Annotated in this window: 24 protein-coding genes and 1 tRNA gene; 18 read left to right on the top strand and 7 right to left on the bottom strand. The window is 60.4% G+C overall.

Going from position 1 to position 23,085, the window contains the following annotated elements:
• The first annotated feature begins 45 nt into the window (after positions 1 to 45).
• Positions 46 to 570 carry a 2-oxo-4-hydroxy-4-carboxy-5-ureidoimidazoline decarboxylase gene (uraD, locus tag LDZ23_RS18085; protein WP_008353319.1) on the top strand — a complete coding sequence of 175 codons (525 nt, stop codon included), beginning with the start codon at positions 46 to 48 and terminating at the stop codon, positions 568 to 570.
• Positions 571 to 613: 43 nt separating this feature from the next.
• Here the strand turns inward: uraD and hpaC are convergent, their stop codons facing one another.
• Complete coding sequence (gene hpaC / locus LDZ23_RS18080; RefSeq protein WP_008353320.1) at positions 614 to 1,150, bottom strand: 4-hydroxyphenylacetate 3-monooxygenase, reductase component; 537 nt, start codon at positions 1,148 to 1,150, stop codon at positions 614 to 616.
• A 289-nt stretch (positions 1,151 to 1,439) separates the two neighbouring features.
• On the opposite strand from hpaC, the gene LDZ23_RS18075 reads away from it, so the two are divergent.
• The gene (locus tag LDZ23_RS18075; RefSeq protein ID WP_008353321.1) at positions 1,440 to 2,072 is read left to right on the top strand and encodes a response regulator transcription factor; all 633 of its coding nucleotides are present in this window, start codon (positions 1,440 to 1,442) and stop codon (positions 2,070 to 2,072) included.
• A gap of 10 nt (positions 2,073 to 2,082) precedes the next feature.
• On the opposite strand, the gene LDZ23_RS18070 is transcribed toward LDZ23_RS18075, so the two are convergent.
• The 3 genes from LDZ23_RS18070 to LDZ23_RS18060 form a co-directional block, all read right to left on the bottom strand.
• On the bottom strand, positions 2,083 to 2,826 hold the full coding sequence (locus LDZ23_RS18070) for an SDR family NAD(P)-dependent oxidoreductase (RefSeq protein ID WP_008353322.1): 744 nt from the start codon (positions 2,824 to 2,826) through the stop codon (positions 2,083 to 2,085).
• A gap of 67 nt (positions 2,827 to 2,893) precedes the next feature.
• On the bottom strand, positions 2,894 to 3,250 hold the full coding sequence (locus LDZ23_RS18065; RefSeq protein WP_008353324.1) for a hypothetical protein: 357 nt from the start codon (positions 3,248 to 3,250) through the stop codon (positions 2,894 to 2,896).
• A 43-nt stretch (positions 3,251 to 3,293) separates the two neighbouring features.
• Positions 3,294 to 4,469 carry an acyl-CoA dehydrogenase family protein gene (locus LDZ23_RS18060; protein WP_008353326.1) on the bottom strand — a complete coding sequence of 392 codons (1,176 nt, stop codon included), beginning with the start codon at positions 4,467 to 4,469 and terminating at the stop codon, positions 3,294 to 3,296.
• A 224-nt stretch (positions 4,470 to 4,693) separates the two neighbouring features.
• Between LDZ23_RS18060 and LDZ23_RS18055 the strand changes: the two genes are divergently transcribed.
• Positions 4,694 to 6,163 carry a sensor histidine kinase gene (locus tag LDZ23_RS18055; protein ID WP_033536173.1) on the top strand — a complete coding sequence of 490 codons (1,470 nt, stop codon included), beginning with the start codon at positions 4,694 to 4,696 and terminating at the stop codon, positions 6,161 to 6,163.
• A 32-nt stretch (positions 6,164 to 6,195) separates the two neighbouring features.
• Here LDZ23_RS18055 and LDZ23_RS18050 read toward each other — a convergent pair whose 3' ends face one another.
• Complete coding sequence (locus LDZ23_RS18050) at positions 6,196 to 7,605, bottom strand: spinster family MFS transporter (RefSeq protein WP_008353330.1); 1,410 nt, start codon at positions 7,603 to 7,605, stop codon at positions 6,196 to 6,198.
• A gap of 421 nt (positions 7,606 to 8,026) precedes the next feature.
• On the opposite strand from LDZ23_RS18050, the gene LDZ23_RS18045 reads away from it, so the two are divergent.
• The 11 genes from LDZ23_RS18045 to LDZ23_RS17995 all read left to right on the top strand — a co-directional run bounded on the left by LDZ23_RS18045 (position 8,027) and on the right by LDZ23_RS17995 (position 16,862).
• Positions 8,027 to 8,968, top strand: coding sequence for a helix-turn-helix domain-containing protein (locus LDZ23_RS18045; protein ID WP_008353332.1), 942 nt, complete (start codon positions 8,027 to 8,029; stop codon positions 8,966 to 8,968).
• A 241-nt stretch (positions 8,969 to 9,209) separates the two neighbouring features.
• Complete coding sequence (locus LDZ23_RS18040) at positions 9,210 to 10,340, top strand: amine dehydrogenase large subunit (protein ID WP_008353334.1); 1,131 nt, start codon at positions 9,210 to 9,212, stop codon at positions 10,338 to 10,340.
• A gap of 9 nt (positions 10,341 to 10,349) precedes the next feature.
• Positions 10,350 to 10,907, top strand: a complete 558-nt coding sequence (locus LDZ23_RS18035; protein WP_008353336.1) for a MauE/DoxX family redox-associated membrane protein — start codon at positions 10,350 to 10,352, stop codon at positions 10,905 to 10,907.
• Positions 10,904 to 11,557 (top strand): methylamine dehydrogenase accessory protein MauD, encoded by a 654-nt coding sequence (gene mauD, locus LDZ23_RS18030; RefSeq protein ID WP_033536143.1) that lies wholly within the window; start codon positions 10,904 to 10,906, stop codon positions 11,555 to 11,557. The genes LDZ23_RS18035 and mauD overlap by 4 nt, the downstream gene beginning before the upstream one ends.
• A gap of 39 nt (positions 11,558 to 11,596) precedes the next feature.
• Positions 11,597 to 12,118: a methylamine dehydrogenase light chain gene (locus LDZ23_RS18025; RefSeq protein ID WP_008353338.1), complete on the top strand. Its 522-nt coding sequence runs from the start codon at positions 11,597 to 11,599 to the stop codon at positions 12,116 to 12,118.
• Complete coding sequence (locus LDZ23_RS18020) at positions 12,115 to 12,600, top strand: c-type cytochrome (RefSeq protein WP_033536142.1); 486 nt, start codon at positions 12,115 to 12,117, stop codon at positions 12,598 to 12,600. The genes LDZ23_RS18025 and LDZ23_RS18020 overlap by 4 nt, the downstream gene beginning before the upstream one ends.
• Positions 12,597 to 13,055 carry a c-type cytochrome gene (locus LDZ23_RS18015; RefSeq protein ID WP_008353340.1) on the top strand — a complete coding sequence of 153 codons (459 nt, stop codon included), beginning with the start codon at positions 12,597 to 12,599 and terminating at the stop codon, positions 13,053 to 13,055. Before LDZ23_RS18020 ends, LDZ23_RS18015 begins: the two co-directional genes overlap by 4 nt.
• 11 nt (positions 13,056 to 13,066) lie before the next feature.
• Complete coding sequence (locus tag LDZ23_RS18010; RefSeq protein WP_008353341.1) at positions 13,067 to 14,572, top strand: aldehyde dehydrogenase family protein; 1,506 nt, start codon at positions 13,067 to 13,069, stop codon at positions 14,570 to 14,572.
• 10 nt (positions 14,573 to 14,582) lie between these two features.
• Positions 14,583 to 15,797, top strand: coding sequence for a porin (locus LDZ23_RS18005; RefSeq protein ID WP_008353342.1), 1,215 nt, complete (start codon positions 14,583 to 14,585; stop codon positions 15,795 to 15,797).
• A gap of 85 nt (positions 15,798 to 15,882) precedes the next feature.
• On the top strand, positions 15,883 to 16,542 hold the full coding sequence (locus LDZ23_RS18000) for a DUF429 domain-containing protein (RefSeq protein ID WP_008353343.1): 660 nt from the start codon (positions 15,883 to 15,885) through the stop codon (positions 16,540 to 16,542).
• 101 nt (positions 16,543 to 16,643) lie between these two features.
• The gene (locus tag LDZ23_RS17995) at positions 16,644 to 16,862 is read left to right on the top strand and encodes a hypothetical protein (protein ID WP_033536141.1); all 219 of its coding nucleotides are present in this window, start codon (positions 16,644 to 16,646) and stop codon (positions 16,860 to 16,862) included.
• A 60-nt stretch (positions 16,863 to 16,922) separates the two neighbouring features.
• Here the strand turns inward: LDZ23_RS17995 and LDZ23_RS17990 are convergent.
• Together LDZ23_RS17990 and LDZ23_RS17985 are read right to left on the bottom strand one after the other, a co-directional pair.
• Positions 16,923 to 16,999 (bottom strand) — tRNA-Val (locus LDZ23_RS17990).
• Between the two features lie 235 nt (positions 17,000 to 17,234).
• A complete protein-coding gene (locus LDZ23_RS17985; protein WP_008353348.1) occupies positions 17,235 to 18,548 on the bottom strand; it encodes an L-fuconate dehydratase in 1,314 nt (437 codons plus the stop codon).
• Between the two features lie 159 nt (positions 18,549 to 18,707).
• On the opposite strand from LDZ23_RS17985, the gene LDZ23_RS17980 reads away from it, so the two are divergent.
• From LDZ23_RS17980 to LDZ23_RS17965, 4 genes are all read left to right on the top strand, one after another.
• Positions 18,708 to 19,436, top strand: a complete 729-nt coding sequence (locus tag LDZ23_RS17980) for a GntR family transcriptional regulator (protein WP_244808146.1) — start codon at positions 18,708 to 18,710, stop codon at positions 19,434 to 19,436.
• Between the two features lie 54 nt (positions 19,437 to 19,490).
• A complete protein-coding gene (locus LDZ23_RS17975; RefSeq protein WP_244808145.1) occupies positions 19,491 to 21,002 on the top strand; it encodes a sugar ABC transporter ATP-binding protein in 1,512 nt (503 codons plus the stop codon).
• A gap of 30 nt (positions 21,003 to 21,032) precedes the next feature.
• Complete coding sequence (locus LDZ23_RS17970; RefSeq protein WP_008353353.1) at positions 21,033 to 22,064, top strand: ABC transporter permease; 1,032 nt, start codon at positions 21,033 to 21,035, stop codon at positions 22,062 to 22,064.
• Positions 22,065 to 22,129: 65 nt separating this feature from the next.
• The gene (locus LDZ23_RS17965) at positions 22,130 to 23,071 is read left to right on the top strand and encodes an ABC transporter substrate-binding protein (RefSeq protein ID WP_008353355.1); all 942 of its coding nucleotides are present in this window, start codon (positions 22,130 to 22,132) and stop codon (positions 23,069 to 23,071) included.
• Positions 23,072 to 23,085 lie beyond the last annotated feature (14 nt).

The raw sequence follows: 23,085 nt of genomic DNA, 5'->3' as shown, positions 1-23,085 counted from the left end.
ATACTCGGCACGAATTGCCATCGACACGCCATAGGAGACGCGAGCATGTCACAGTCGATCAACCTGGAGCCGGTCAATTCGCTGGACCGCGCGGCATTCATTGGTGCATTCGCAAGCGTGTTCGAGCATTTTCCGCAAGCGGCGGAGGGCGCGTGGAGCGTGCGGCCGTTCGCATCCGCCAATGCCTTGCATGACGCGATGATGGATGTCATCCGCAATCTGGACGATAAAAGCCAGCGCGCATTTCTGAACCTGCATCCGTTGTTATCGGGCGCAAACATTCGCTCGGGAACGATGACGGCCGATTCCGATGCCGAACAAAAGAGCGCCGGGCTCGATGCCATGTCGATGGAACAGGAAGCGTCGCTCGATCGTCTCAACAGAGCTTATCTCGAGCGGCATGGCTTTCCATTCATCATCTGCGTGCGGCACTACACGCGCGAAGGCATCTTCAGCGCGCTCGAACGTCGCATTGGACGCAGCACGCAGCAGGAACTCGATGAGGCGCTCGCGCAAATCGCAGCGATCACGCGTGCGCGGCTGAATACGCGTCTTTCGGCGTTGAATTGATCAGTGTGCGCGAGCCTGAAAACGAATCAGGCTCGCGCACGCACTACCGCGCATCACATGCACGCGGCACGCGATGAAAGTTTCGATCGAAATAAATCAGGCTATCGCCGTCGTCGCGCACGCGGATCGCGGTGGTTTGCACGAACATCACCGAGTGCGATCCTACTTCCTTCGCCTCGACGATCGTGCCTTGCAGGCTGGCGAGCGCATCGCGCAACACCGGCACGCCGTTCGCGCCTTCGTCCCACACCGGTAACGAAAAGCGCTCGTCCATCGACAATTGCGTGAGACCGGCGAAGTGTCGCGCGATCTGTTCGAGATGACCCGGCAACACGTTCACGCACACATTGCGATTGTTCACGAATGCGGCATGCATGGCGCTCGACCTGTTGATGCAGACGAGCAGCGTAGGCGGCGCATCCGTGACCGAGCACACCGCGCTCGCGGTAATGCCGCAACGGCCATGCGTGCCTGTCGTCGTGATGACATTCACTGCTGCGCCCAGATGAGCCATGGCCTGGCGGAACAGCTTGCGCACCTGATCGATATCGGAAAGGTCGGGACGGGGCAGCGCGGACATGGGAGCGTCTCCTGTTCGTTTCATGTTCAGGTTGTGTATAGCAAATGGTCAATCAAGCGTACGCGCTGAACCGCACAAATAAAATCGGCACGTCCCGCCCGCTCGCCCGGCGTAGTTACCGAACGCACTAAAGCTTTTACCTATCTCGCGTCATCGAGGTAAAGAAAGGACTTTCGCGGCGAATTTCGGCTGGTTATCATTGGCGCATCAAAAAACAGACCCTGCGATGAGACAGCCGAATCCTCCGGCGCGCCTGGTCCCTGATGCGCGCATCGAAAGAGCAATCGCAATGAATTCTTCCGCTCCCATGGTCTATATCGTCGATGACGACAACGGCATGCGTACCTCGCTTGCATGGCTGCTCGATTCAGTCGGCGTGAAGTCGGAAGGGTTCGCCAATGCCGCCGATTTTCTGCGCGCATTCGATGTGAGTCGTCCCGCTTGTCTCGTGCTCGATGTACGGATGCCGGAGGCGAGCGGATTCGACGTGCAAGCCGAACTCAACCGCCGCGGTGCGACTTTGCCGATCATCTTCGTGAGCGGTCACGGCGACATTCCGATGTCCGTTCGCGCGCTTCAGCATGGCGCGATCGATTTCGTCGAGAAGCCCTATAACTCCCAGCAAATGCTCGATCGCGTGCAGCGCGCGATGAAGCTCGCGATGCAGCGTCACGCGAAAGACCAGCGGCAACGCGAGTTGCGCGAGCGCGTCGACTCGCTGACCGGGCGCGAGAAGGAGGTCTTGCGCGGCGTGATCGAGGGCAAAGCGAGCAAGCGCATCGCCGCCGATCTGCAGATCAGCGTCAAGACCGTCGACGTGCATCGCGCGAGCATCAAGGACAAGCTCGGAGCTGCGTCCATCGCGGCGCTCGTGCGCGATGTGCTCGAAGTATGGAGCCCATCCGGCGACGAGCGCGCATGATTCGAACTCGCTAACGCATGTAAAGGCCGCCGTTCACGTCCCAGCATGCACCGTTGGCGAAATACGCATCCGGTGATGCGAGCAGCACGGCCACGTCGGCGATGTAATCGGCCGAGCCGAGACGTCCCACGGGAATGCCGGCGATAACCTTGTCGAGTTTGTCGGCAGGCAGGCTCTCATGCACGATCGGAAGGTCAAGCGGACCAGGTGAGATCGCATTGACGGTCACGCCGCGCGCGGCCAGATCGCGCGCAAAAACCTTGGTCAATGTAATCGCACCGCCTTTGGCGGCCGCGTAATGCGCGCCGGTCGCCGAACCGCCGTTCTGTCCCGCCAGCGATGCGATATTGACGATGCGACCCGCGCCGCGATCCGCGAAATAGAGGCCGAATACCTGACAGCCGAAGAGCACGCTGCGCAGATTGATATCGATGACCTGATCGAACTGCTCTGCGGTAATCTCCATCACGGGCACGACTTTCGATGCACCCGCGTTGTTGACGAGCGCATCGATTCGGCCCCAGCGTTCATGCACGGCATCGCGTGCGTGTTCGAAGTCCGTCTTCGACGTCACATCCAGCCTGATGGCGAATGCGCTGCTCTGGTCCGCACTCAGCTCGCATGCGAGCGCTTGCGTTGCTTCAATTGCGATATCGGCCAGCGCAACCCTATAGCCTGCGGCATGAAAGCGGCGCGCGACCACGGCACCGAGGCCGCGCGCGGCACCCGTGATGAGCGCGATTCTCTTGGACATATTCGAGTTCCTTTTCTAATGGGCGAGAGCGGCCGCAATGTATGCGGCGACGGCGCAGAGCATTGCATCACGGTACCGACAATGCACGTCCGACACGCGCCTCGATCTTTCCATAACGCCACAGGTTGTATTCGCCGACGGGCGTCGTGCGATAGAGATTGCATACCGCGGCGGCCGTATCGAAGTCTGCTACGTCGGCCATGATGTAGAAGGTCCACGGCGCGCCATCGGATTGGCCGACGACGAGACGATCGTCGTCCATCACGCCCAGCACGCGCACGTTCTCCATCGCTTCGACAGCAGCGAGCATCTTGCCGTAGGCTTGCCATACTTCGCCGACCTTCTCGCGCGGCAAATCAAAAAAGTTCTGCGTTACGCCGCAGCAAAAGAGCACGCGCAAAGGCAGGTTTCGGTTATCGGTCATGAAGCGTTACTCCTGATGTTATGCGTTATGCGATGAATGGGGATCAAAGATAGCCGGGAATGGGCGGCACACCGACGAACACGGCACCCGCGCCGTCGTAGTTCCCTTCGCCGAGAAATGCGTGTTGCGTGACGACCATCGCGTCGCGCATCAGGCGTTGCAATGGATGCGTGCGATAGATCGCCATCGTGCCGCCTAGTCGATAGGCGCGATTCACGACATCGGCGCCCTCACGCGCAATCTGCGTTGCGCAGAGGCGTAGCAGGCTCACTTGTTCCGGCATAACTTCATTGCCCGCGAGAATCGATTGCCATACGCTGTCGGTCGATTCGTAGAAGAAGGCCCGTGCGCTGCGCAGTTGTGCTTCCGCTTTTGCAAGCTCGATCCGGTAATAGGCGCGGTCGGCGAGTTGCGGCGCGCCTGTCGTTGTCTTGCGGCCTCCGGCCATATGATTCGCGACATCGAGCGCTGCGCGCGCCAGACCGAGATTCACGACGGCGAGCACTTGCGCCGCATAAGCGATGGTCGGATAGCGATAGAGCGGTTCATCGACCGTTGATGGGCCACCTCGAACGAACGTCCAGTCTTCAGCAACGAACTGATCCGTCACGCGCAAATCGTGACTCCCGGTGCCCTGCATGCCGACGACGTTCCAGTTCTCGACGATCTCGACTTGCGCGGGGCGAAACACGGCCGTACGCGGCTTGCCTGGTGCTTCACCCGGCTTGCTGGTGCCGATGCCGACGCCGAGCCAGTCCGAGCCCTTGCAGCCGCTCGCGAACTTCCATGTGCCGCTCACGCGATAGCCGCCCGATGCTGGCTGTGCGTTCTGAACGGGGAAGAGGCCGCCCGCAAACACCTGGTCGGGACCGTCGGCGTAGATTGCAGCTTGCGTCGCAAGCGGCAACGCGGCGAGATAGAGATTCGCTGATCCAAAACTCGCGACCCATGCGGCGGAGCCGTCAGCGACAGCGATGCGCTCGATCATCTGCAGAAATTCTCCCGGCGCGCGCGCGTCACCGCCGAATCGTTTTGGCGTGGCCGCACGATAGATACCTGCGCGCTTGAGTTTGTCGATGACATCGCGCGGTACGTGCGACACGCGGTCGAATTCATCGCGACGCCGGGCGATTTCGGCAATCACATCGTCGAGCGCTATCGCGTCGGGTTGACTGGACAGATCGTCGCGAAGGGCGGCTGCAATCGCGGATGCTGACATGGGGACATCTCCTTTTCGTTCGTATGGCGCATGAGATTGGGTTGAAGTGCTTTCGAGCCACACGCAGTAATGCCAGTCTAGGAATGCAAAAAGGCTGAAACAATTGGGAAGGCGAGCGTGCGATTCGGTGAAGCCTCCCGTCCGGCTAAAGAAATCTTTAGGGACGTGCGGGACGCGCCGATGCTATGGTTAGCGTTGCAACCATGTATCCCATGCGCCACGACATGAACTTCCCCACCGAAGACGATTTCCACCGCCTGCTCGATGCGCTGACGCAATGCGTGCTGCTACACGAGGCCGAAACGAAGGCCATCGTGTGGGCCAATCGCGCAGCATGCATCGCGCTGGGTTTTTCGGTGGAAGAATTGCTTCCGCTCAAGGCGCACGATATGACGCGCGACGACATCAGGTATCGTCGCGAAATTGCCGTGAATGCGATGGATCGCTCCATCACGGAAGGTCCGCAAAGTTATGAGTGGTGTTATCGCTCGCGCGCGGGCGTCGACATGCTGTCCGAGGCAATCGCGACATACGTACCGCTCACGGGACGCGAAGTTGTGATGGTGCAGTTTCGCGACATCAGCGCCGAAGATGCAATGCGGCAGAAATTGCGCCGTTATGAAACACGCTTGCGCGAATACATGCAGGATCTGGGTGAGGGCGTTGCAGTGCTGACGCCGCGCGGCAAGGTGAGTTTCATCAGCGAATCGGGACGACGCGTGCTCGGTGTCGCGAACGATGCGCCGCTCGGCGTCGCGCTCGACTATTGCACGAGAGCCGATCGCGACCGGCTCGTCACCCAGTTGCGCAGTGCGACGCGCCAACATTCGACGCCCGCGCAACGCTATGCGATCACGCGTCGTGACGGCGCGAAACGATGGCTGCGCATAACGTGCAGGCGCATCGATATCGAAGACGGCACACTGGTTCATTTCCGCGACATCAGCGATGAAGTGGCGATCGAGGAAGCCCGGCGAAGCGAAGCGCGGATGCTCGAATACGCGGGACGTTATAACGCTATGGGCGAAATGGCGACCGCGATCGCACACGAGTTGAGCCAGCCGCTCGCTGCCGTGCGCAACTTCATCGAAGGCGCGATTCAGCGGCTCGCGCAGCCAGATTCCATCGACAGCGCGATCTGGGGCCTGCGTGCAGCGGACCGGCAAGCAGAGCACGCGGCGCATATCATCAAGAGCGTGCGCGAGTTCATCGTGAAGCGGGAGCCTGCCGAAGCTCAGACCGATCTTCGCGACGTGCTCGCGGATGTCGCTTACTTCATCCAGTTGCGCGCGCGAGACGAAGGCGTGACGGTCAGGATCGAGCCATCGCACGAGCCGTTGCCGATACGTTGCGAGCGCGTGCTTATCGGTCAGGTGATCCTCAATCTGGCATTCAACGCAGTCGAAGCAATGAGCGGCATGAAACCGTCTGCCGGCACCGTCACGCTTGCCGCGATGATGAACGGAAAGACAGCCGAACTGCATGTGATCGACGACGGACCAGGCGTGCCCGATGATGCGCTCGAACGCCTGTTCGACGGCTTCTCGTCGTCGAAGGCGGGCGGCAACGGCATCGGCCTGTCGCTGTGCAAGAACATCGTGTCGCGTCACGAAGGACGGATCTGGGCGCAACGCGCGGCGGGCGGCGGACTGGAATGCTGCTTCGCGTTGCCCTTGTTGCACCATACGGATTGACACGACGTTGCGCGTTGAGTGAGCAACATGGATCACAAGCGCTCGGCATATCGAGGTGTCGGCGTTGCGCCGCTGGGCATGCTCTCATGCAGGCCCGGGCTATCGATCGTCACGCGCGCTTCACGCGTTTCGCGTTCGAGACTCGATCGGTATTGGCTGCATCCGACGAAAAGCAGCACGGCAGCAAGCCCGATCGCCACGGCATTGATGATGGCCATCGAGTGTCCAACCGCGAGCGGCGATCCGAATACCTTGTCGGTGATAAGCGCGACGAGCGTCGTGCCGAGACCCAGTCCGATGAGATTCGATACCAGCAGGAACATCGCGGATATCTGTGCGCGCATCTGGTTCGGCGCAAGTGCCTGCATGGCGGCGGCGGAAGTCGGCAACGGGAACGACGCGAAGAACATCGCCACGACGAGCCATGCGAGCGATGCGGCGAGGCTCGTCGTCTGAGTGAACGCGATCGCAGGAGCGAGCATGCATGCCGCGCCGATCCACGCTGCGCGCATCGGCGCATCGGTGTGTCCGCGACGCAGCAGCCAGTCGCTGAGCCAGCCGCCGCAGAATACGCCCGTCGTATTGGCGACGAGCATCACGATGCCGAGCATATAACCCGCTTCGACCGGCGAGAGAGCGAAACGGCGCATATAGAACGCAGGTGTCCAGCTCATCAGACAGTACAGGCCCATCGCATAGAACGAGAAGCCGACGTAGTGGCAGAAAAAGGTCTTGTGATGATTGGCGATGAAACGCAGCGCATCGCCCATCGCGACTCGCTTGACCTTGCCTGACCCGTCCTGCGCAAGTCCTTTGCGCGCGGGATCGCGTACCGTCAGCATGAAGACGAAGGCGACGAGAAGACCCGGCAATCCGACGATGAAGAACGTCAATTGCCATGCGCGTAGTTCGCCGACCAGCGGCAAGGCGAACACGCTCGCGTGCTTGAGCAATGCAATCACATAACCGCCGACAAGAAATGCAATGCCGCCGCCGATGAACGAGCCGAGCGAATAGATGCCGATTGCACGGCCCATCTTTTCCTTGGGAAAAAAATCCGCGAGCATCGAATAGGTTCCCGGCGATAGGGCGGCTTCACCCACGCCGACACTCATGCGCGAGACGAACATGTGAACGAAGCTCTGACTCAGGCCGCATGCCGCGGTCGCGACGCTCCACAGCGCAATGCCCGCAGCGATGATGCGAGGACGTGCGAAACGGTCCGCGAGGTACGCGATCGGCATGCCCATCACCGCGTAGAAAAGCGAGAACGCGAAGCCGTGCAAGAGACTGAACTGCGTATCGCTGAGATGCAGATCGCGCTTGATCGGCTCGATCATAAGCGCGAGCACCTGCCGGTCGATGAACGAGAACACATAAGCCAGCATGCAGATCACGACGACATACCACTCGTATGTATAGCGCTTGCTTTTGGGCTTCATGGTGGTTGGGAGGTGAGGTTCGGGTGTGAGGCAGTGTCGATGCGGAGGATATCGGCGTCAAATTCGCCGAAAAGGGATGCGATCATCAGTGAGGCAAATTTGAATCGACATCGGCGGCATTTATCGATAGATGCGCTTTTGACTGATTTGCCGTGTCGCGAGGTCAAAACGCAGACTTCTGATCTGCGAACCTTCTTGGGCGCACTATCAGGGTGCAATCCTTGCGAACTAGTTGTAAAAGTAATTACTGAACTTCGCGATAGCGCGTGATCGCCTACGCATGAGCGCATGTGTTTTTCAATCGTGCATTCCTAGGATTGCGCAACAGGCACTAGAGGAGAAGAATCGAAAAGCTTGACGCAAAAAAATTGAAAACCTATAAGCAGTCGCGTCGAGGCGACGCAAGCAGCAGGAGGAGGGCATGTACGCCAACTACGAAACCTTCGAGGACGCCGACCATCACGCGCATGCGCTGGCGGGGTGGGAGCAGCGCTATGACCAGGTGGGCGAGGGCGCATTCCGCAGCACGGTGAAGCAGGTTTCATTAGCGGGCGTTCAGGTCTTTCAGGAATCTGCGAACGTGCGTATCGTTCAGCGCGGGCAATTGCCGGCCGGATTCGTCACGTTCGGACTCGTGCTCGGCGGTGGCGCGCCGTTCTCGTTTCAGGGCGTGCGGGTCGACGAAAACGCGCTCGTCGTCGCGCCCGGCGACAAGGAATTTCTTCTGCATTCGCCGCCCGATATGTCGATGCTTGGCGTCGCCATCGATGCGCAATTGCTTGCTTCAGCGGCGGACGCGGCGGGCGTCGATGTGCAGGACGAAATCCTCAGCCGTCATGTGCTGAGCATTCCCGGCGCGGCCGGCGCGCGTGCGGGTAAGCGCATCATCGCGGCGGTCGAGACCGTGCTGGCGGACCGGAATCCGATTTTGTCCGATGATGGCGCGCATCGCTTCACACATACGGTCACGGAAAGCATCCTCGACCTCCTGACGTTTCATGTACCGACGCGCGAGGACCGGCTCACTTATGCGTGCCGCGCCGACGTCGTGCGGCGCGCACACGATCTCGTGCTTGCGCGTCCGGAGCAGCCGATATCGGTGCTGGATTTATGCGAAAAACTGCGCGTGAGCCGCCGCACCATTCAAAACAGCTTTCAATCCGTCACGCAGATGAACCCTGTAAGTTATCTGCGAGCCGTGCGCCTTGCTCAGGTGAGACGGCTTCTTACGACGACATCGCAAAGCGAAGTACCGGTTCGCGAGGCTGCAATGCGCTGGGGATTTTCCAACCTCGGCCACTTCGCGAGCGATTACAAAAGCCTGTTCGGCGAACTTCCCTCTCAAACGCCGCGCGCCCGCTGAACAGCGCTTCACGCATTCCTGGTTGCCGATAACAGGCCGCATTGTCGCGGCTTGATATCGGCATTCGTGCTTCGAAAATCTGCGCGAAAAGCCTCATCTCTGTCGGCTCCCTTTCGAATGCTCCATTTCGGCACGCACGCGCTGCCGGTTCCGAAGTGCTTCTTTTTATTGTCGTCTTTAGAGTCGTTTCGACGATAAACAAGGAGACGCACAGATGGAGATGAGACGGCTAGCCACCGCCATGGGGGCCTTACTGTATGGACTGCTTGCGTGTCAGCCGCACGCGGGCGCGGCCGAAAAGCCGGAAGAACTGACGGTTGCGAAGGTCCCGCCCTATAGCCCGCATCGCGTGTTCGTGACGGATGTGTCGTTTGCGAGCATGACCGATGCGCGCGTTCATGTCTTCGACGGCGACACGAAGCGCTTCCTCGGCGAGATCGATGCAGGCTTCGCTCCGGGCTTCACGATCTCCCCCGACCACAAGACGAGCTATGTCGCGACGACGTATTTCGCGCGCGGCAGCCATGGCGTACGCACCGATGTAGTCGAGATCATCGATAACACGACGCTCGAGGTGACCGATGAAATCGTGATCCCGGCCAAGCACGGTCAGACCGTGCCGACGCCTTACAGCACGATCCTCTCGGAAGACGGTAGCCGACTTTACGTGTCGAACATTACGCCGTCGACATCGGTCACGGTCATCGATACGGCCGCGAAGAAGGTTCTCGGAGAGATCGACACCGATGCTTGCGTGCTCGCGTATCCGAGCGGCAATGACCGCTTCTCGGCACTGTGCGAGAGCGGCAAGGCGCTCACCATCAAGCTCGATGCAAGCGGCAAGGAAGCGAGCCGCAAGGTCTCCGACGCGTTCATCGACGTCGATAAAGACCCGGCCTTCATCAACGCGGTGCGCGACGGCAACCAGTATCTCTTCACCACGTTCAACGGCAACGTGCGTACCGCCGATTTCTCCGGCGATGCACCGGTGTTCGGAACGTCGTGGTCCTTGCTGAACGATCAGGAACGCAAGGCAGGCTGGCGTCCGGGAGGCTTGCAGCAGACCGCGCTGAATGTGGGCACACATCGTCTTTACGTGGCCATGCACAAGGGCGCGGACGGTTCGCATAAAGAGCCGGGCACGGAGATCTGGGTCTACGACACGCAGAGCAAGAAGCGCGTAGCACGCTGGGATCTCGCGAAGCAGAAGATCGATCCGCTGCTCGCGATTCAGGTCAGCACCGATGACAAGCCGCTCTTCTACGGCCTCACGCCGACATCCGATCTCGTCGTGATGGACGCGACGACCGGCAAGCGCCAGCATGTCGAAAAGCAACTCGGCACGACGTCGACGTTGCTGCTCAACCCTTGAGGTGACGCGATGATCGATCCCGTCATTCTCATGGTGTGCATCGCAAGCGCGACGATCATCGCACTTGCGGGCACGGCGCCGAAGTGGCGCGAACCATCACGCTTTCGCGCTTCGCTCGAAGCGTTCGCCTTGCTGCCGTCGTTCGCAGTGACGCCGTTGTCGTTCGCGTTGCCTGCACTCGAAGCGGCTGGCGCGATCGGCGTCTTGTTCGCCGATACCCGCATGGTCAGCGCCATCGTGCTGGCCGCGCTTTTCGTGCTCTTCGGCGCGGCGCTCGCGATCAACGTGCTGCGCGGTCATACCGACATCGATTGTGGCTGCTCGGGCTTCGTCGCAGCAAGCTCATCGACGCGCACGCCTAAGTCGATCGGATGGTGGCACGTCGCGCGTGCTCTGATGCTCGCCGCGCTCGCGGCCGCCGCACTCATTCCCGCTACGAGCCGCGCGCTGATGTGGTTCGACTATCTGAGCGCAGGCGCCTGCACGCTTTTCGCCGTCGCCGCGTGGTTCACGCTCGACGTGCTGCTGGTCAATCTTCCCAAGCTCGATTCTCTGAGGAATTCATGATGCAAACCGCCCTGATAATTTCGGCCGCACTGTCGTGGGCCGCTTTGCTCGCGCTCGGCGCGATCTGTCTCGCACTTGTTCGCCAAGTCGGCATTCTCTATGAACGCATGATGCCCGCGGGCGCGCTCATGATCGACAAGGGACCGGCCGTCGGCGCGATCGCACCGGTGTTCGAACTCGGCGATATCGCCGGCCGCGCAGTGAAGGTCGGCGGCCTGTCGAACTCGAAGCGCAACACGCTCGTCTTCTTCCTTTCGCCGACGTGCCCCGTGTGCAAGAAGCTGCTGCCTTTGCTTCCGTCGATCCAGGCGCGCGAAGGTTCGGTCGACATCGTGCTCGCCAGCGATGGCGAATTCGAAGAGCACGCCGCGTTCTATCGCAAGTCCGGTCTTTCGCAATATCCGTATGTGCTGTCGCAGGAACTCGGCCTTTCTTATCAGATCGGCAAGCTGCCCTATGCCGTGCTGCTCGATGACGAAGGCAAGGTCCGCGCGAAAGGTCTCGTGAACACGCGTGAACATCTGGAAAGCCTGTTCGAAGCGAAGGAACTCGGTGTCGCGTCGCTGCAGGAATTCGTGCACGGCAAGCACGATGACCACGCGCATCACGGCCATCACGACCACGAAGCGCAAGTCGGGCAGCACGCCTGAAGACGCCGATAACTTTTCCATTCCTACAGGTGAGCGTCCATGAAATGGCTGGATTCATTCTTCGAACATAAGGCACGCGGCGTCGCGCAACGCAGTTCGCGGCGCAGCGCGATGGCGAAGCTCGGGAAAGTGCTGGTCGGATCGGCAATGGTGCCGCTGTTGCCGGTCGATCGCACCGCCTATGCAACGGAGCCGAAGAAGCCGGGTTCATCGGCGAGCGATGATCCGACGAGTTGCGACTACTGGAAGTATTGCGCGATCGACGGCTGGCTTTGCAGCTGCTGTGGCGGCACGTCGAGCAGTTGCCCGCCGGGCACGACGCCTTCGCCGATCACGTGGATCGGTACCTGCCGCAATCCGCACGACGGCTCGGATTACATCGTGTCGTACAACGACTGCTGCGGCAAGACGAGCTGCGGACGCTGCTTCTGCAATCGCAATGAACGCGAAAAGCCGCTTTACAAGCTATCGCTCAATAACGATATCAACTGGTGCATGGCGAACGGCAATTCGAATTACCACTGCTCGGTATCGGTCCTGTTGGGAGCGGCAACGCAATGAAGACTGCAACTGTTTTGATGGCGGCGTTGCTCGCCGGCGCAATGAGCTTTGCTTCGGGCGCTTTTGCACAGACAGTGCATTACCCGGGCGGCAAATCGACCTTCGATGGCAAATGCGCGGTCTGTCATCAGGCAGGCGGAAAAGGCATGGACGGACTTGCGCCGCCGCTCGTCGAATATCCCGGCAAATATGCGGGCTCTGCCGATGGCCGCGCGCAATTAGGGCACACCGTGCTCTATGGCATGTTCGGCCCGATCAAGGTCAAGGAGAAAAGCTATAACTTCAAGATGCCGAGCTTCGCATCGCTCTCCGATGAAGAGATCGCGGATGTGTTGAACTACGTCGTGTTCGATCTGAACGCGCAGCATGGTTCAGCGAAGCCTTTCGACGTCGCCGAAGTCAAGGCATGGCGCGCGGGCCCGCTCGATCAGACCGCCGTGCACCAGCGTCGCGAAGCAGTCGTGAAGGGCCTGGGGCTATGAAGCCGCGCGCGATGCTCGTCGCTGCGACGCTGGCCGCGCTGTCGACGACGGCGGCATCGCAGACGCAGGCGTACGACGCGGCGCGTGCGCGACAGGACTGGGTGCTCAATTGCATGGGATGCCACACCGCCGACGGCTCGGGCATTCCCGGCAAGGTGCCCGCATTGCGCAACTCGCTCGGTCATTTCGTCTCGCTTCCCGACGGCCGTCAGTTTGTGATGCGAGTACCGGGCGCTGCCAATTCCGCATTGAACGACGCAGAGCTCGCGAACGTCTTGAACTGGTTGCTCGCGACGATGAACGAGCAATCGCGGCCCGCATCGTTCAAGCCTTATACGGCGGAAGAAATTGCGGCGCATCGCAGACCCGCGCTCACCGATGTCGCGCGTATCCGCATGAAGCTCGTCAAGGAATTGCAGGAGAACGGCGTGAACGCCGTCCCGGAACATTACTAGGAGACAACCCGATGAATAACAGCCAGCATCCCGCGATGCTCGATTCCACGCGCGCATTCCTCGCATCGGCGAAAAAAATGCTCATCGATGGCGCATGGGTCGATAGCGCGAGCGGCGCGACACTCGATGTGATCGATCCCGCCGATGGAGAACTGCTCGCACGCGTGCCGAGCGCCGACGAAATCGATGTCGATCGCGCCGTGCAAGCCGCACGCCGCGCGTTCGATGACTCCGCATGGTCGCGCATGAAACCGACCGATCGCGAGCGTCTCTTGCTGCGCGTTGCCGATCTTATCGAAGCGAACGCGCGCGAGCTCGCGGAAATCGAATCGCTCGACAATGGCAAACCGGTCACGGTCGCCCACGGGCTCGATGTGTCGATGGCCGCGCAATGCTTCCGCTATATGGCCGGCTGGGCGACCAAGATCGAAGGCAGCACGCTGGAAGCATCGATTCCATATAGCCCGTCGAACGATTTCTTCGGCTATACGCGCAAGGAAGCGGTCGGCGTCGTCGGCGCAATCATTCCGTGGAATTTTCCGCTGCTGATGGCATCGTGGAAACTCGCGCCCGCGCTCGCGACTGGCTGCACCGTCGTGCTGAAGCCTGCGGAAGACACGCCGCTTTCCGCGTTGCGGCTCGCGATGCTGATCGAAGAGGCGGGCATCGAGAAGGGTGTCGTGAATGTCGTCACCGGCCTCGGCCACACGGCGGGCGCGGCGCTCGCGCGTCATCCGGGCATCGACAAGATCGCGTTCACGGGTTCCACGCCGACGGGTAAAGCTATCGGTCACGCGGCGCTCGATAACATGACGCGCATGTCGCTCGAACTCGGCGGCAAATCGCCGGTTATCGTGCTGCCGGATATCGATATCGATAAAGCGGCAGAAGGCGTCGCCAATGCGATCTTCTTCAACTCGGGACAAGTCTGCACTGCGGGCTCGCGCGTCTATGTGCACGAGAAAGTATTCGATCGCGTGATGGAGCGTGTCGCGGCGATCGCGCAATCCTTGCCGATGGGACCGGGCCTCGATGAATCGACGCAGATCGGCCCGCTGGTTTCCGCACGGCAAATGGATCGTGTGCTGAGCTATATCGAAGCGGGCCGCGATGAAGGCGCGCGTGCTATCGCGGGCGGTGCGCCCAAGGACGGCGCCGGTTTCTTCGTGAAGCCGACAGTGCTCGTCGATACCGATCATTCGATGAAGGTCGTGCGCGAAGAGATCTTCGGACCGGTGCTCGTCGCGATGCCGTTCAACGATATCGACAGCGTGGTCGCCAAGGCAAACGACACGCCTTATGGACTCGGCGCGAGCATCTGGTCGAACGATCTCTCGGCAATTCACAAGCTCGTGCCGCGCATCAAGGCGGGCACGGTATGGGTCAATTGCCACTCGCTGCTGGATAACGCGATGCCGTTCGGCGGATTCAAGCAGTCGGGTTTCGGGCGCGAGCTCGGACGCGCGGTGATCGACATGTACACAGAGACCAAGTCGGTGCTGATCAACTACGCGTGAGGACGCTTGCATGACAACTAAAACGATCGCGCGGCAACTTGTCTCGACAGCGGCGCTCGCCGTGTGCGCGAGCGCATCGGCGCAAAGCAATGTGACGCTGTATGGAACGGTGGATGCAGGGCTGACTTATACGACCAATCAGCAAGTCACCAATGCGGACGGGAGCGTCGGTTCGGGGCATAACTTCGCGTTGTCCGGCGGCAATCTCGTGCCTTCACGCTTCGGCTTGCTCGGTGTGGAAGATCTCGGCGGCGGCTTGCAAGCGAAATTCAACGTGGAGAACAGTTTCTATACGGGAACGGGAAGCCTGGTGCAGGGCGGGGCGCTATTCAACCGTCAGGCTTGGGTGGGCCTCGCGCACGAACAGTTCGGCACGTTGTCCCTCGGACGTCAATACGACTCGTATAGCGATTTCCTCGGGCCTTACGTATCGAGCAATTCGTGGGCGACGCTTTATGGTTCGCATATCGGCGACGTCGATAACCTTAACGAAGCGTTCAACTTCAACAACGCGATCAAATACACGAGCCCGGACTGGAACGGCTTTTCGGTGGGCGGCACTTATAGCCTCGGCGGCATTGCAGGCGACTTCGGGCAACGGCGCGGATATTCGTTCGCCGCGGCTTATACGCGTTTGCCCATCTCGATCAGCGCAGGTTATCTGAACCTGCACAATCCGCTCGATGCGGCTTTGGGCGGAGCAAACGGCTACATCGGCGATTTCGCGTGTTCGAATCCGTCGGCACTCTATTGTCAATTGCAGAACGCGGAAGCGTTGAAGGCGTATGGCGCGGGCGCATCTTATGCAATCGGGCCGGCGACTATCGCGCTGACTTATACGCATAGTCGTCTCGAGCATAGCCAGTACTTCGCCGATAGCGCTAATCCGCAGGGCCGCGACATCGCGTTCGATATCGGCGAAGTGAATCTGACTTATGCCGCGACGCCGTTCCTGCAACTCGGGCTTGCCTACATCTATAACAATGCGAAGCCGGACGGGGTTTCATCGACGCGTTTTCATCAAGTGAACGTCGGCGCGAACTATGCGCTGTCCAAGCGCACTGCGCTGTATGGCGTCGCGATCATGCAGAAGGCGGTCGGCGCGGGACTAGGCATCGATCCGGCGACGGGTGGACCGGCGAATTACGCGCAGATTCCCAATCTGCCGAATTCGAACAGCGATCGCCAGTTGTCCGTGACGCTCGGCATACGGCATAACTTTTAAGTATTTCCAGGGGCGTGCTTTGACCCGGCCGGAACGATTTCCCGCCGGGCTTTTTTTCTCGCGTTCAAGAGATACGCATGATTTCATGATCGTTGATTCGATCGCGACGAAAGTTATCGGCCGCTTCGAAGATCTGCTCGAATGGAAGCGCGCGAATGCTATCGTTGCTGTGGATATGCCGATCGGTCTTTCATCGAATGGCGTTCGGACGTGTGACACGCTCGCTCGAAAAATACTCGGACGTCCGCGCGCAAGCTCTGTCTTTACGCCGCCGATTCGCGCGGCTTTAGTCTCGTCGAGCTATGAAGAAGCGTGTGCGGTCAATCAGGCCGTCACCGGAAAACGAATCTCCATTCAGGCATTTCACCTTCGCAACAAGATTGCAGAAGTCGATGACATGCTGCGCACGCTCGCCGATGATGATGTGCGCGTCTTCGAAGTGCATCCCGAGTTGAGCTTCATGCATCTGCGAATGGAGCAGGGCGGTCCGGCGCACGGCCTGCGCGAAAGCAAGGCGATTGCATCGGGATTCGCATTGCGTCGCGCGTTGCTCGTGCGATGCTTCGGCGGCTCGATCGATACGGCGCTCGCGGCGCGCAAGCCCGCGCAAGCGTCGCTGGACGATGTGCTCGACGCATTCGCGGCGTTATGGACCGCGCGCCGAATCGTTTCGGCAACGACATTCCGTCTGCCCGACGACATCGAGTTCGATTCGGAAAGTCTTCCCATGGCCATTCATTGCTGATGTTGGCGGACGGTTTCGTCAAAAGAATTCGAAATACGACGGCGAGCACGGCGGTATAAAATTGAGACGTACTCGTATCGCGCTCGAATGCGCCCGCTGCCATGGAAACTCCGTCGGGCAAAGAAGCCTCCCGCAAGCGGATGACGCCACGCACGCTCAACGTGCTGACGGCGCTCATCGGACTTGCCACGCTCGCATTGGGCGTCGCCTGGTTGATCTATACGTGGATCGTCCATCTCGAAGTGCCGTACTTCGCGATTCCGCTCGTGCTGACGGTGCCGGTGATCGTCGCGGTGGCGTTCCGCAACTGCTGGGACTGACGCGCCTGGAATGAAAACGCACCGTGGCGATACGATCGCGACGGTGCGTCTGAATGTCGTTGGTAGGCTCGATTGGACTCGAACCAACGACCCCCACCATGTCAAGGTGGTGCTCTAACCAGCTGAGCTACGAGCCTACGGAAGCCGCGAATTATAGGGGAAAGTTTCGCGTTGTGGGGATTCTCAGGCGAAAATTTTTGATCGAGGATTTTTCGGACGTGAAGACCGCTCGACCGCAACTTCGCCGGTTTACATAACACAAATTATCAGCGTTTTGTTTGTAGGTCCCAAGTGAGAAACACCGCAGCCATACCGCGTGTCAGCCGCCGCGAGCCGCCGGTATCACCCGCACGGCCCGTAGCCAAACGATCATCAACTCCTTTTCAAACCCTGCCACGCTTCACCGTCCGGAAAGCGATGCCTGTCGAGCGACGCCGCTTTCATCTCGATGCTGTAGCCCGGTTTCTGCGGCGGCATGTATCGCCCATTGCGAATCACGACCGGATCGACAAAATGCTCGTGCAGATGATCGACATATTCGAGCACGCGATTCTCCAGCGACGCCGACACGCAAACATAGTCGAAGATCGAAATGTGCTGCACGTACTCACACAGCCCGACGCCGCCCGCATGCGGACACACCGGCACGCCGAACTTCGCCGCCATCAGCAGCACGACGATCACCTCGTTCAGCCCGCCAAGACGGCAACTGTCGATCTGACAGAAGTCGATCGCCTCGGCCTGCAATAGCTGCTTGAACATCACGCGGTTCTGGCAGTGCTCGCCCGTCGCGACGCCGATCAGCGGACTCAGGCGCTGGCGGATGGCCGCGTGCCCGAGCACATCGTCGGGACTCGTCGGCTCTTCGATCCACCATGGATTGAACTCCGCGAGACGTCGCATGTTGGTCACGGCTTCGTCGACGTCCCATACCTGATTGGCGTCCATCATCAGCTTCGATTTTTCGCTGATCTCTTCACGCAAGATGCGCGCGCGCCGCACGTCTTCCTCGATGTTTCCGCCGACCTTCTGCTTGAAATGCGTCCATCCTTGCGCGACGCCTTCACGCGCGAGCCGGCGGATCTTGTCGTCGTCGTAGCCAAGCCAGCCCGCCGACGTCGTATAGCCCGGATAACCTTGTTCGAGCATTTCCTTCACACGTTCGCCGCGCGTCTTTTCATGACGCTTCAGAATCGCGATAGCCTCATACGGCGTGATGGCGTCGGTCACGTAACGGAAGTCGAGGCAACGCACGAGCTCTTCCGGCGTCATGTCGACGAGCAGCTTCCACACCGGCTTGCCCTCCGACTTCGCCCACAGGTCCCATGCCGCGTTGACGACCGCCGCCGTCGCGAGATGGATCGCGCCCTTGTCCGGGCCGATCCACCGCAACTGGCTATCCGACGTGAATTCACGCCAGAACGCACCCATGTTCGCGGTGATGTCCGCGAGCTTCTTCCCTACGATTTGCGGCGCCAGCGCATTCACGGCCGCCACGCAGATCTCGTTGCCACGGCCGATCGTGAACGTCAGGCCGTGGCCCGTGTGCCCTACCGGTGAATCGGTTTCGAGCGTGACGTAGGTAGCGGAATAGTCCGGCGCCGCGTTCATCGCATCCGAGCCATCGAGCGAACGCGATGTGGGAAAGCGAATGTCCCTCACGGACAGCCTGGTGATCGTTGTCATATGAACGCCCTCCGAAAGCGTCGTCGACCAAGTCGAGTCTGCGATTTAACCGATGAAAAAGTCGCTACGTCCCAATCTTCGAACTAGGCATATGCACGCGTTGACAACGCCGTCGATGCTTTCTAGCATGCTAGCATCCATCTCGAAAATCAAGCGCCGGTGAACACGTCTCTCGATACAGTGACGACCGTCAGCACTCCCTATGATGCACTGCACAAGATCGGCAGCGGCGAACGCGGCAGCCTGACCGATGCAGTCGAGGTAGCGTTGCGGGAAGCTATCGTCACGCTGGCGCTGGAGCCTGGGATGATGATCGACAAACTGGCCGTCTGCGAGCGCATGGGCGTCTCGCGATTTCCGGTTTCCGCCGCGCTGGCCCGGCTCGAGCACGCAGGTCTTGTCGAAGTGTTGCCGCAGCGCGGCACGCGCGTGAAGCCCATCGCGCTCGAAGACATTCATCAGCATCTGTTCATTCGCAGCGCGCTCGAAGTCGAGACGGTGCGCGGCGTCGCCCGCATTCGCGAGGCCGCGACGCTCGACGCGCTCGCGCTCAATCTCGAACAGCAACGGATGATGCTGAAGACCGATCAGCGTCTCGCCTTCCATACGCTCGATCTCGCCTTCCACGAAATCCTGCTCGACGCGATCAACCTGCCGCGCGTGAAGGAGATCGTCGCCGTGTCGCGCAGCGCGCTCGATCGCGCGAGACAGCTTCTCGCGAGTCCGGAGCGCCTCGTCCATACGCTCGATGAACACGAACGCATCTTCGACGCCATTCGCAGCGGCGACGCCGACACTGCCGCGAAGGCGATGCACGATCATCTCGATCAGGTCGTCGCGGAATTGCGCCGTTCGGCGCAGGAACGGCCCGACCAGTTCGCGCCATAGCCGTTCGACGCACGTATGACAGGTCCAACGAAACCGAGCATTCATGCCACATCCATGACACCCCTCATCTCCGTCAATCAGTTGAGCAAGCGCTTTCCGGGCGTGCGCGCGCTGCATGAAGTGCGCTTCGACGTCATGCCGGGCGAGGTCCATGCGTTGATGGGCGAAAACGGCGCGGGCAAGTCCACGCTCATGAAGATTCTCGCGGGCGTGTACACGCGCGATTCCGGCGACATGTTCGTCGACGGCAAGCCGGTCGACTTCACGAGTCCACGCGAGGCGCAGGCATCGGGCATCGGCATCATTCATCAGGAACTGCAACTGATGAATCATCTGACGATCGCGCAGAACATCTTCATCGGCCGCGAGCCTTGCAAGCTCATGGGCTTGTTGCTCGACGAAGACAAGCTCAACGACGACGCCCGCGCGATTCTCGCTCGCATGCATGTGAATCTCGATCCGCGCACCGTCGTCGGCACGCTCACGGTCGCGAGCCAGCAGATGGTCGAGATCGCCAAGGCGCTGTCCTTCGAATCGCGGGTGCTCATCATGGACGAGCCGACTTCCGCGCTCAACGATGCGGAAATCGCCGAGCTGTTTCGCATCATCCGGCAATTGAAGGAGCGCGGTGTCGGCATCGTCTATATCTCGCACAAGATGGACGAGTTGAAGCAGATTTCCGATCGCGTGACCGTGATGCGCGACGGCGAATATGTCGCGACCGTGAACACGCATGAGACGAGCGTCGAGACGATCATCGGCATGATGGTCGGCAGAACGCTCACCGACCTCACGTCGTTTCTCGGCGGCGCGCATCAGGGCGAAGTGGCGCTCGAGGTGCGTCATCTGAACGCCGGGCCGCTGGTACGGGACGTCAGTTTCAAGTTGCATCGCGGTGAAATCCTCGGCTTCGCCGGCCTGATGGGCGCGGGTCGCACCGAAGTCGCGCGCGCGGTGTTCGGCGCGGACCCGGTGGAATCAGGAGAGATTTTCGTCAAAGGCGCGAAGGCCGCGATCAGAAAGCCGAGCGATGCGGTGAGGCGCGGCATCGGCTACCTGTCGGAAGACCGCAAGCGCTTCGGTCTCGCAACGGGCATGGACGTCGAATCGAACATCGTGATGTCGAACCTCGGCAAGTTTCTCGCGGGCCGCATGTTCCTGCGCCGCGCGAAGATTCGCAAGACGGCCGCGCATTTCATCAAGCTGCTCGCGATCCGCACGCCCTCGCCTACTCAGCCCGCGCGCCTGCTTTCGGGCGGCAATCAGCAGAAGATCGTCATCGCGAAGTGGCTCGAGCGCGATTGCGACGTGCTGTTCTTCGACGAGCCGACGCGCGGCATCGATGTCGGCGCGAAGAGCGAGATCTACAAGCTGTTGCGCGCGCTGGCGCAGGAAGGAAAGGCCATCGTGATGATTTCGTCGGAGCTTCCGGAAGTGCTGCGCATGAGCGATCGCATCGTCGTGATGTGCGAGGGGCGCATCACCGGAGAGCTGTCATCGGGCGAAGCGACGCAAGAGCGCATCATGCAGCTCGCGACGCGGCGCGAATCTTTGCAAGCGGCATAAGCCGGACTTTCGAACACACGAGGTCAACTCATGACACAACCCACGGATACCGCGCCGCTCACCAACGAACGACGCATTGGCGGCCTGCGCGCGCGCGTGTTTTCGCCTACTGCATTGCAGAAGCTGCTGGCGTTCGCGAGCCTCATCTTGCTGCTGGCGTTCTTCAGCTTCGCGTCGCCCGCGTTCATGCAGATGGACAACATCCTCGGCATCCTGCAGGCGACGGCGGTCAACGGCGTGCTCGCGATCGCGGCCACGTTCGTCATCATCACGGGCGGCATCGACTTGTCCGTCGGCACGTTGATGACCTTCACCGCAGTGATATGCGGCGTGTTCCTCACCTACTGGCATTTGCCGATGTGGATCGGCGTGATCGCCGCGATCGTCACCGGCGCGATATGCGGAACCATCTCGGGCACGCTGACCGCAAAGATGAAGATCCCGCCCTTCATCGCGACGCTCGGCATGATGATGCTGCTGAAGGGCTTGTCGCTCGTCGTCGCGTCCGACAAGCCGATCTACTTCACCGACACCGAAAACTTCTACATGATCTCGCAGGACTCGCTGATCGGTTATTTCCTGCCGAGCGTGCCGATTCCGAACGCGGTGCTGATCCTGTTCTTTCTCGCGATCGCGAGCGCCATCACGCTCAATCGCACCGCGCTCGGGCGCTATACGTTCGCGCTCGGCAGCAACGAGGAAGCGGTGCGTCTTTCGGGCGTGAACGTGGACCGATGGAAGATCGCCATCTACGGTCTGGGCGGCGCGATTTGCGGCATCGCCGGACTGCTTATCGCCTCGCGGCTGAATTCGGCGCAGCCCGCGCTCGGACAAGGCTACGAACTCGATGCGATCGCGGCGGTCGTCATCGGCGGCACGTCGCTATCGGGCGGCTCGGGAACGATACTCGGCACGATCATCGGCGCGTTCATCATGAGCGTGCTGACCAACGGCTTGCGCATCATGTCGGTCGCTCAGGAATGGCAGATCGTCGTGACCGGCCTCATCATCATTCTCGCGGTGTATGCGGACATTCTGCGGCGCAAGAAAGGCGGAGCGTGACAGGGAGCATCAAAGCTCGCACGGCGAGCACAAATCGATAACCTGACCTTTGGAGGAGATCCATCATGCTGAAAAGAAGAATCATCGGCGCACTGATCGGAGCGGGCGCGCTCGTCGGCGCAACGAGCGCCGCGTATGCGGACGAGCCGTATATTCCGCTGATATCGAAAGGCTTCCAGCATCAGTTCTGGCAAGCCGTGAAATCGGGCGCGGAACAGGCCGCGAAAGAGCAGAAAGCGCGCATCACGTTCGAAGGCCCCGAAACCGAAGCGATGGTCGACAAGCAAATCGACATGCTCTCCGCAGCGCTCGCGAAGAAGCCGCAGGCGATCGGCATCGCCGCGCTCGACAGCAAGGCCGCCGTTCCGCTGCTCAAGCGGGCGCAGAACCAGAAGATTCCGGTGATCGCATTCGACTCGGGCGTGGATAGCGACATTCCGCTCACCACCTGCGCCACCGACAATCTCGCCGCCGCCGCGCTCGCCGCCGACAAGATGGCCGAAGCCATCGGCAATGCGGGCGAAGTGGGCGTCATCGTTCACGATCAGACGAGCCGCACCGGCATCGACCGGCGCGACGGCTTCCTCAATCAGATGAAGTCCAAGCATCCGAACATCAAGATCGTATCGGTGCAGTATGGCGGCGGCGATCATCTGAAGTCGGCGGAGATCGCGAAGGCGATGATTCAGGCCAACCCGAACATCAAGGGCATCTTCGGCGCCAATGAAGGTTCGGCCGCGGGCGCGGCTATCGGCATCAAGGAATCGGGCAAGAAGCTCGTGCTGATTGGCTACGACTCGGGCAAGGAGCAGAAGGAAGACATCATGTCGGGCCTCATGGCGGGTGCGATCACGCAGAATCCGGTCGGCATCGGCAGGTGCGTCGTCGATTCGGCGATGAAGGCGCTCAAGGGCGAAAAGCTGCCGAAGAAGGTCGATACCGGCTTCTACTGGTACGACAAGTCCAACATGAACGATCCGAAGATCGCCGCCGTGCTGTACGACTGATCGGCAAAGGACGG

The sequence above is a fragment of the Caballeronia zhejiangensis genome, from assembly GCF_022879815.1.
Taxonomy (GTDB): domain Bacteria; phylum Pseudomonadota; class Gammaproteobacteria; order Burkholderiales; family Burkholderiaceae; genus Caballeronia; species Caballeronia zhejiangensis.
The sequence above is the reverse complement of the archived record's forward strand: the minus strand, read 5'-3'. Positions and strand labels throughout refer to the sequence as shown.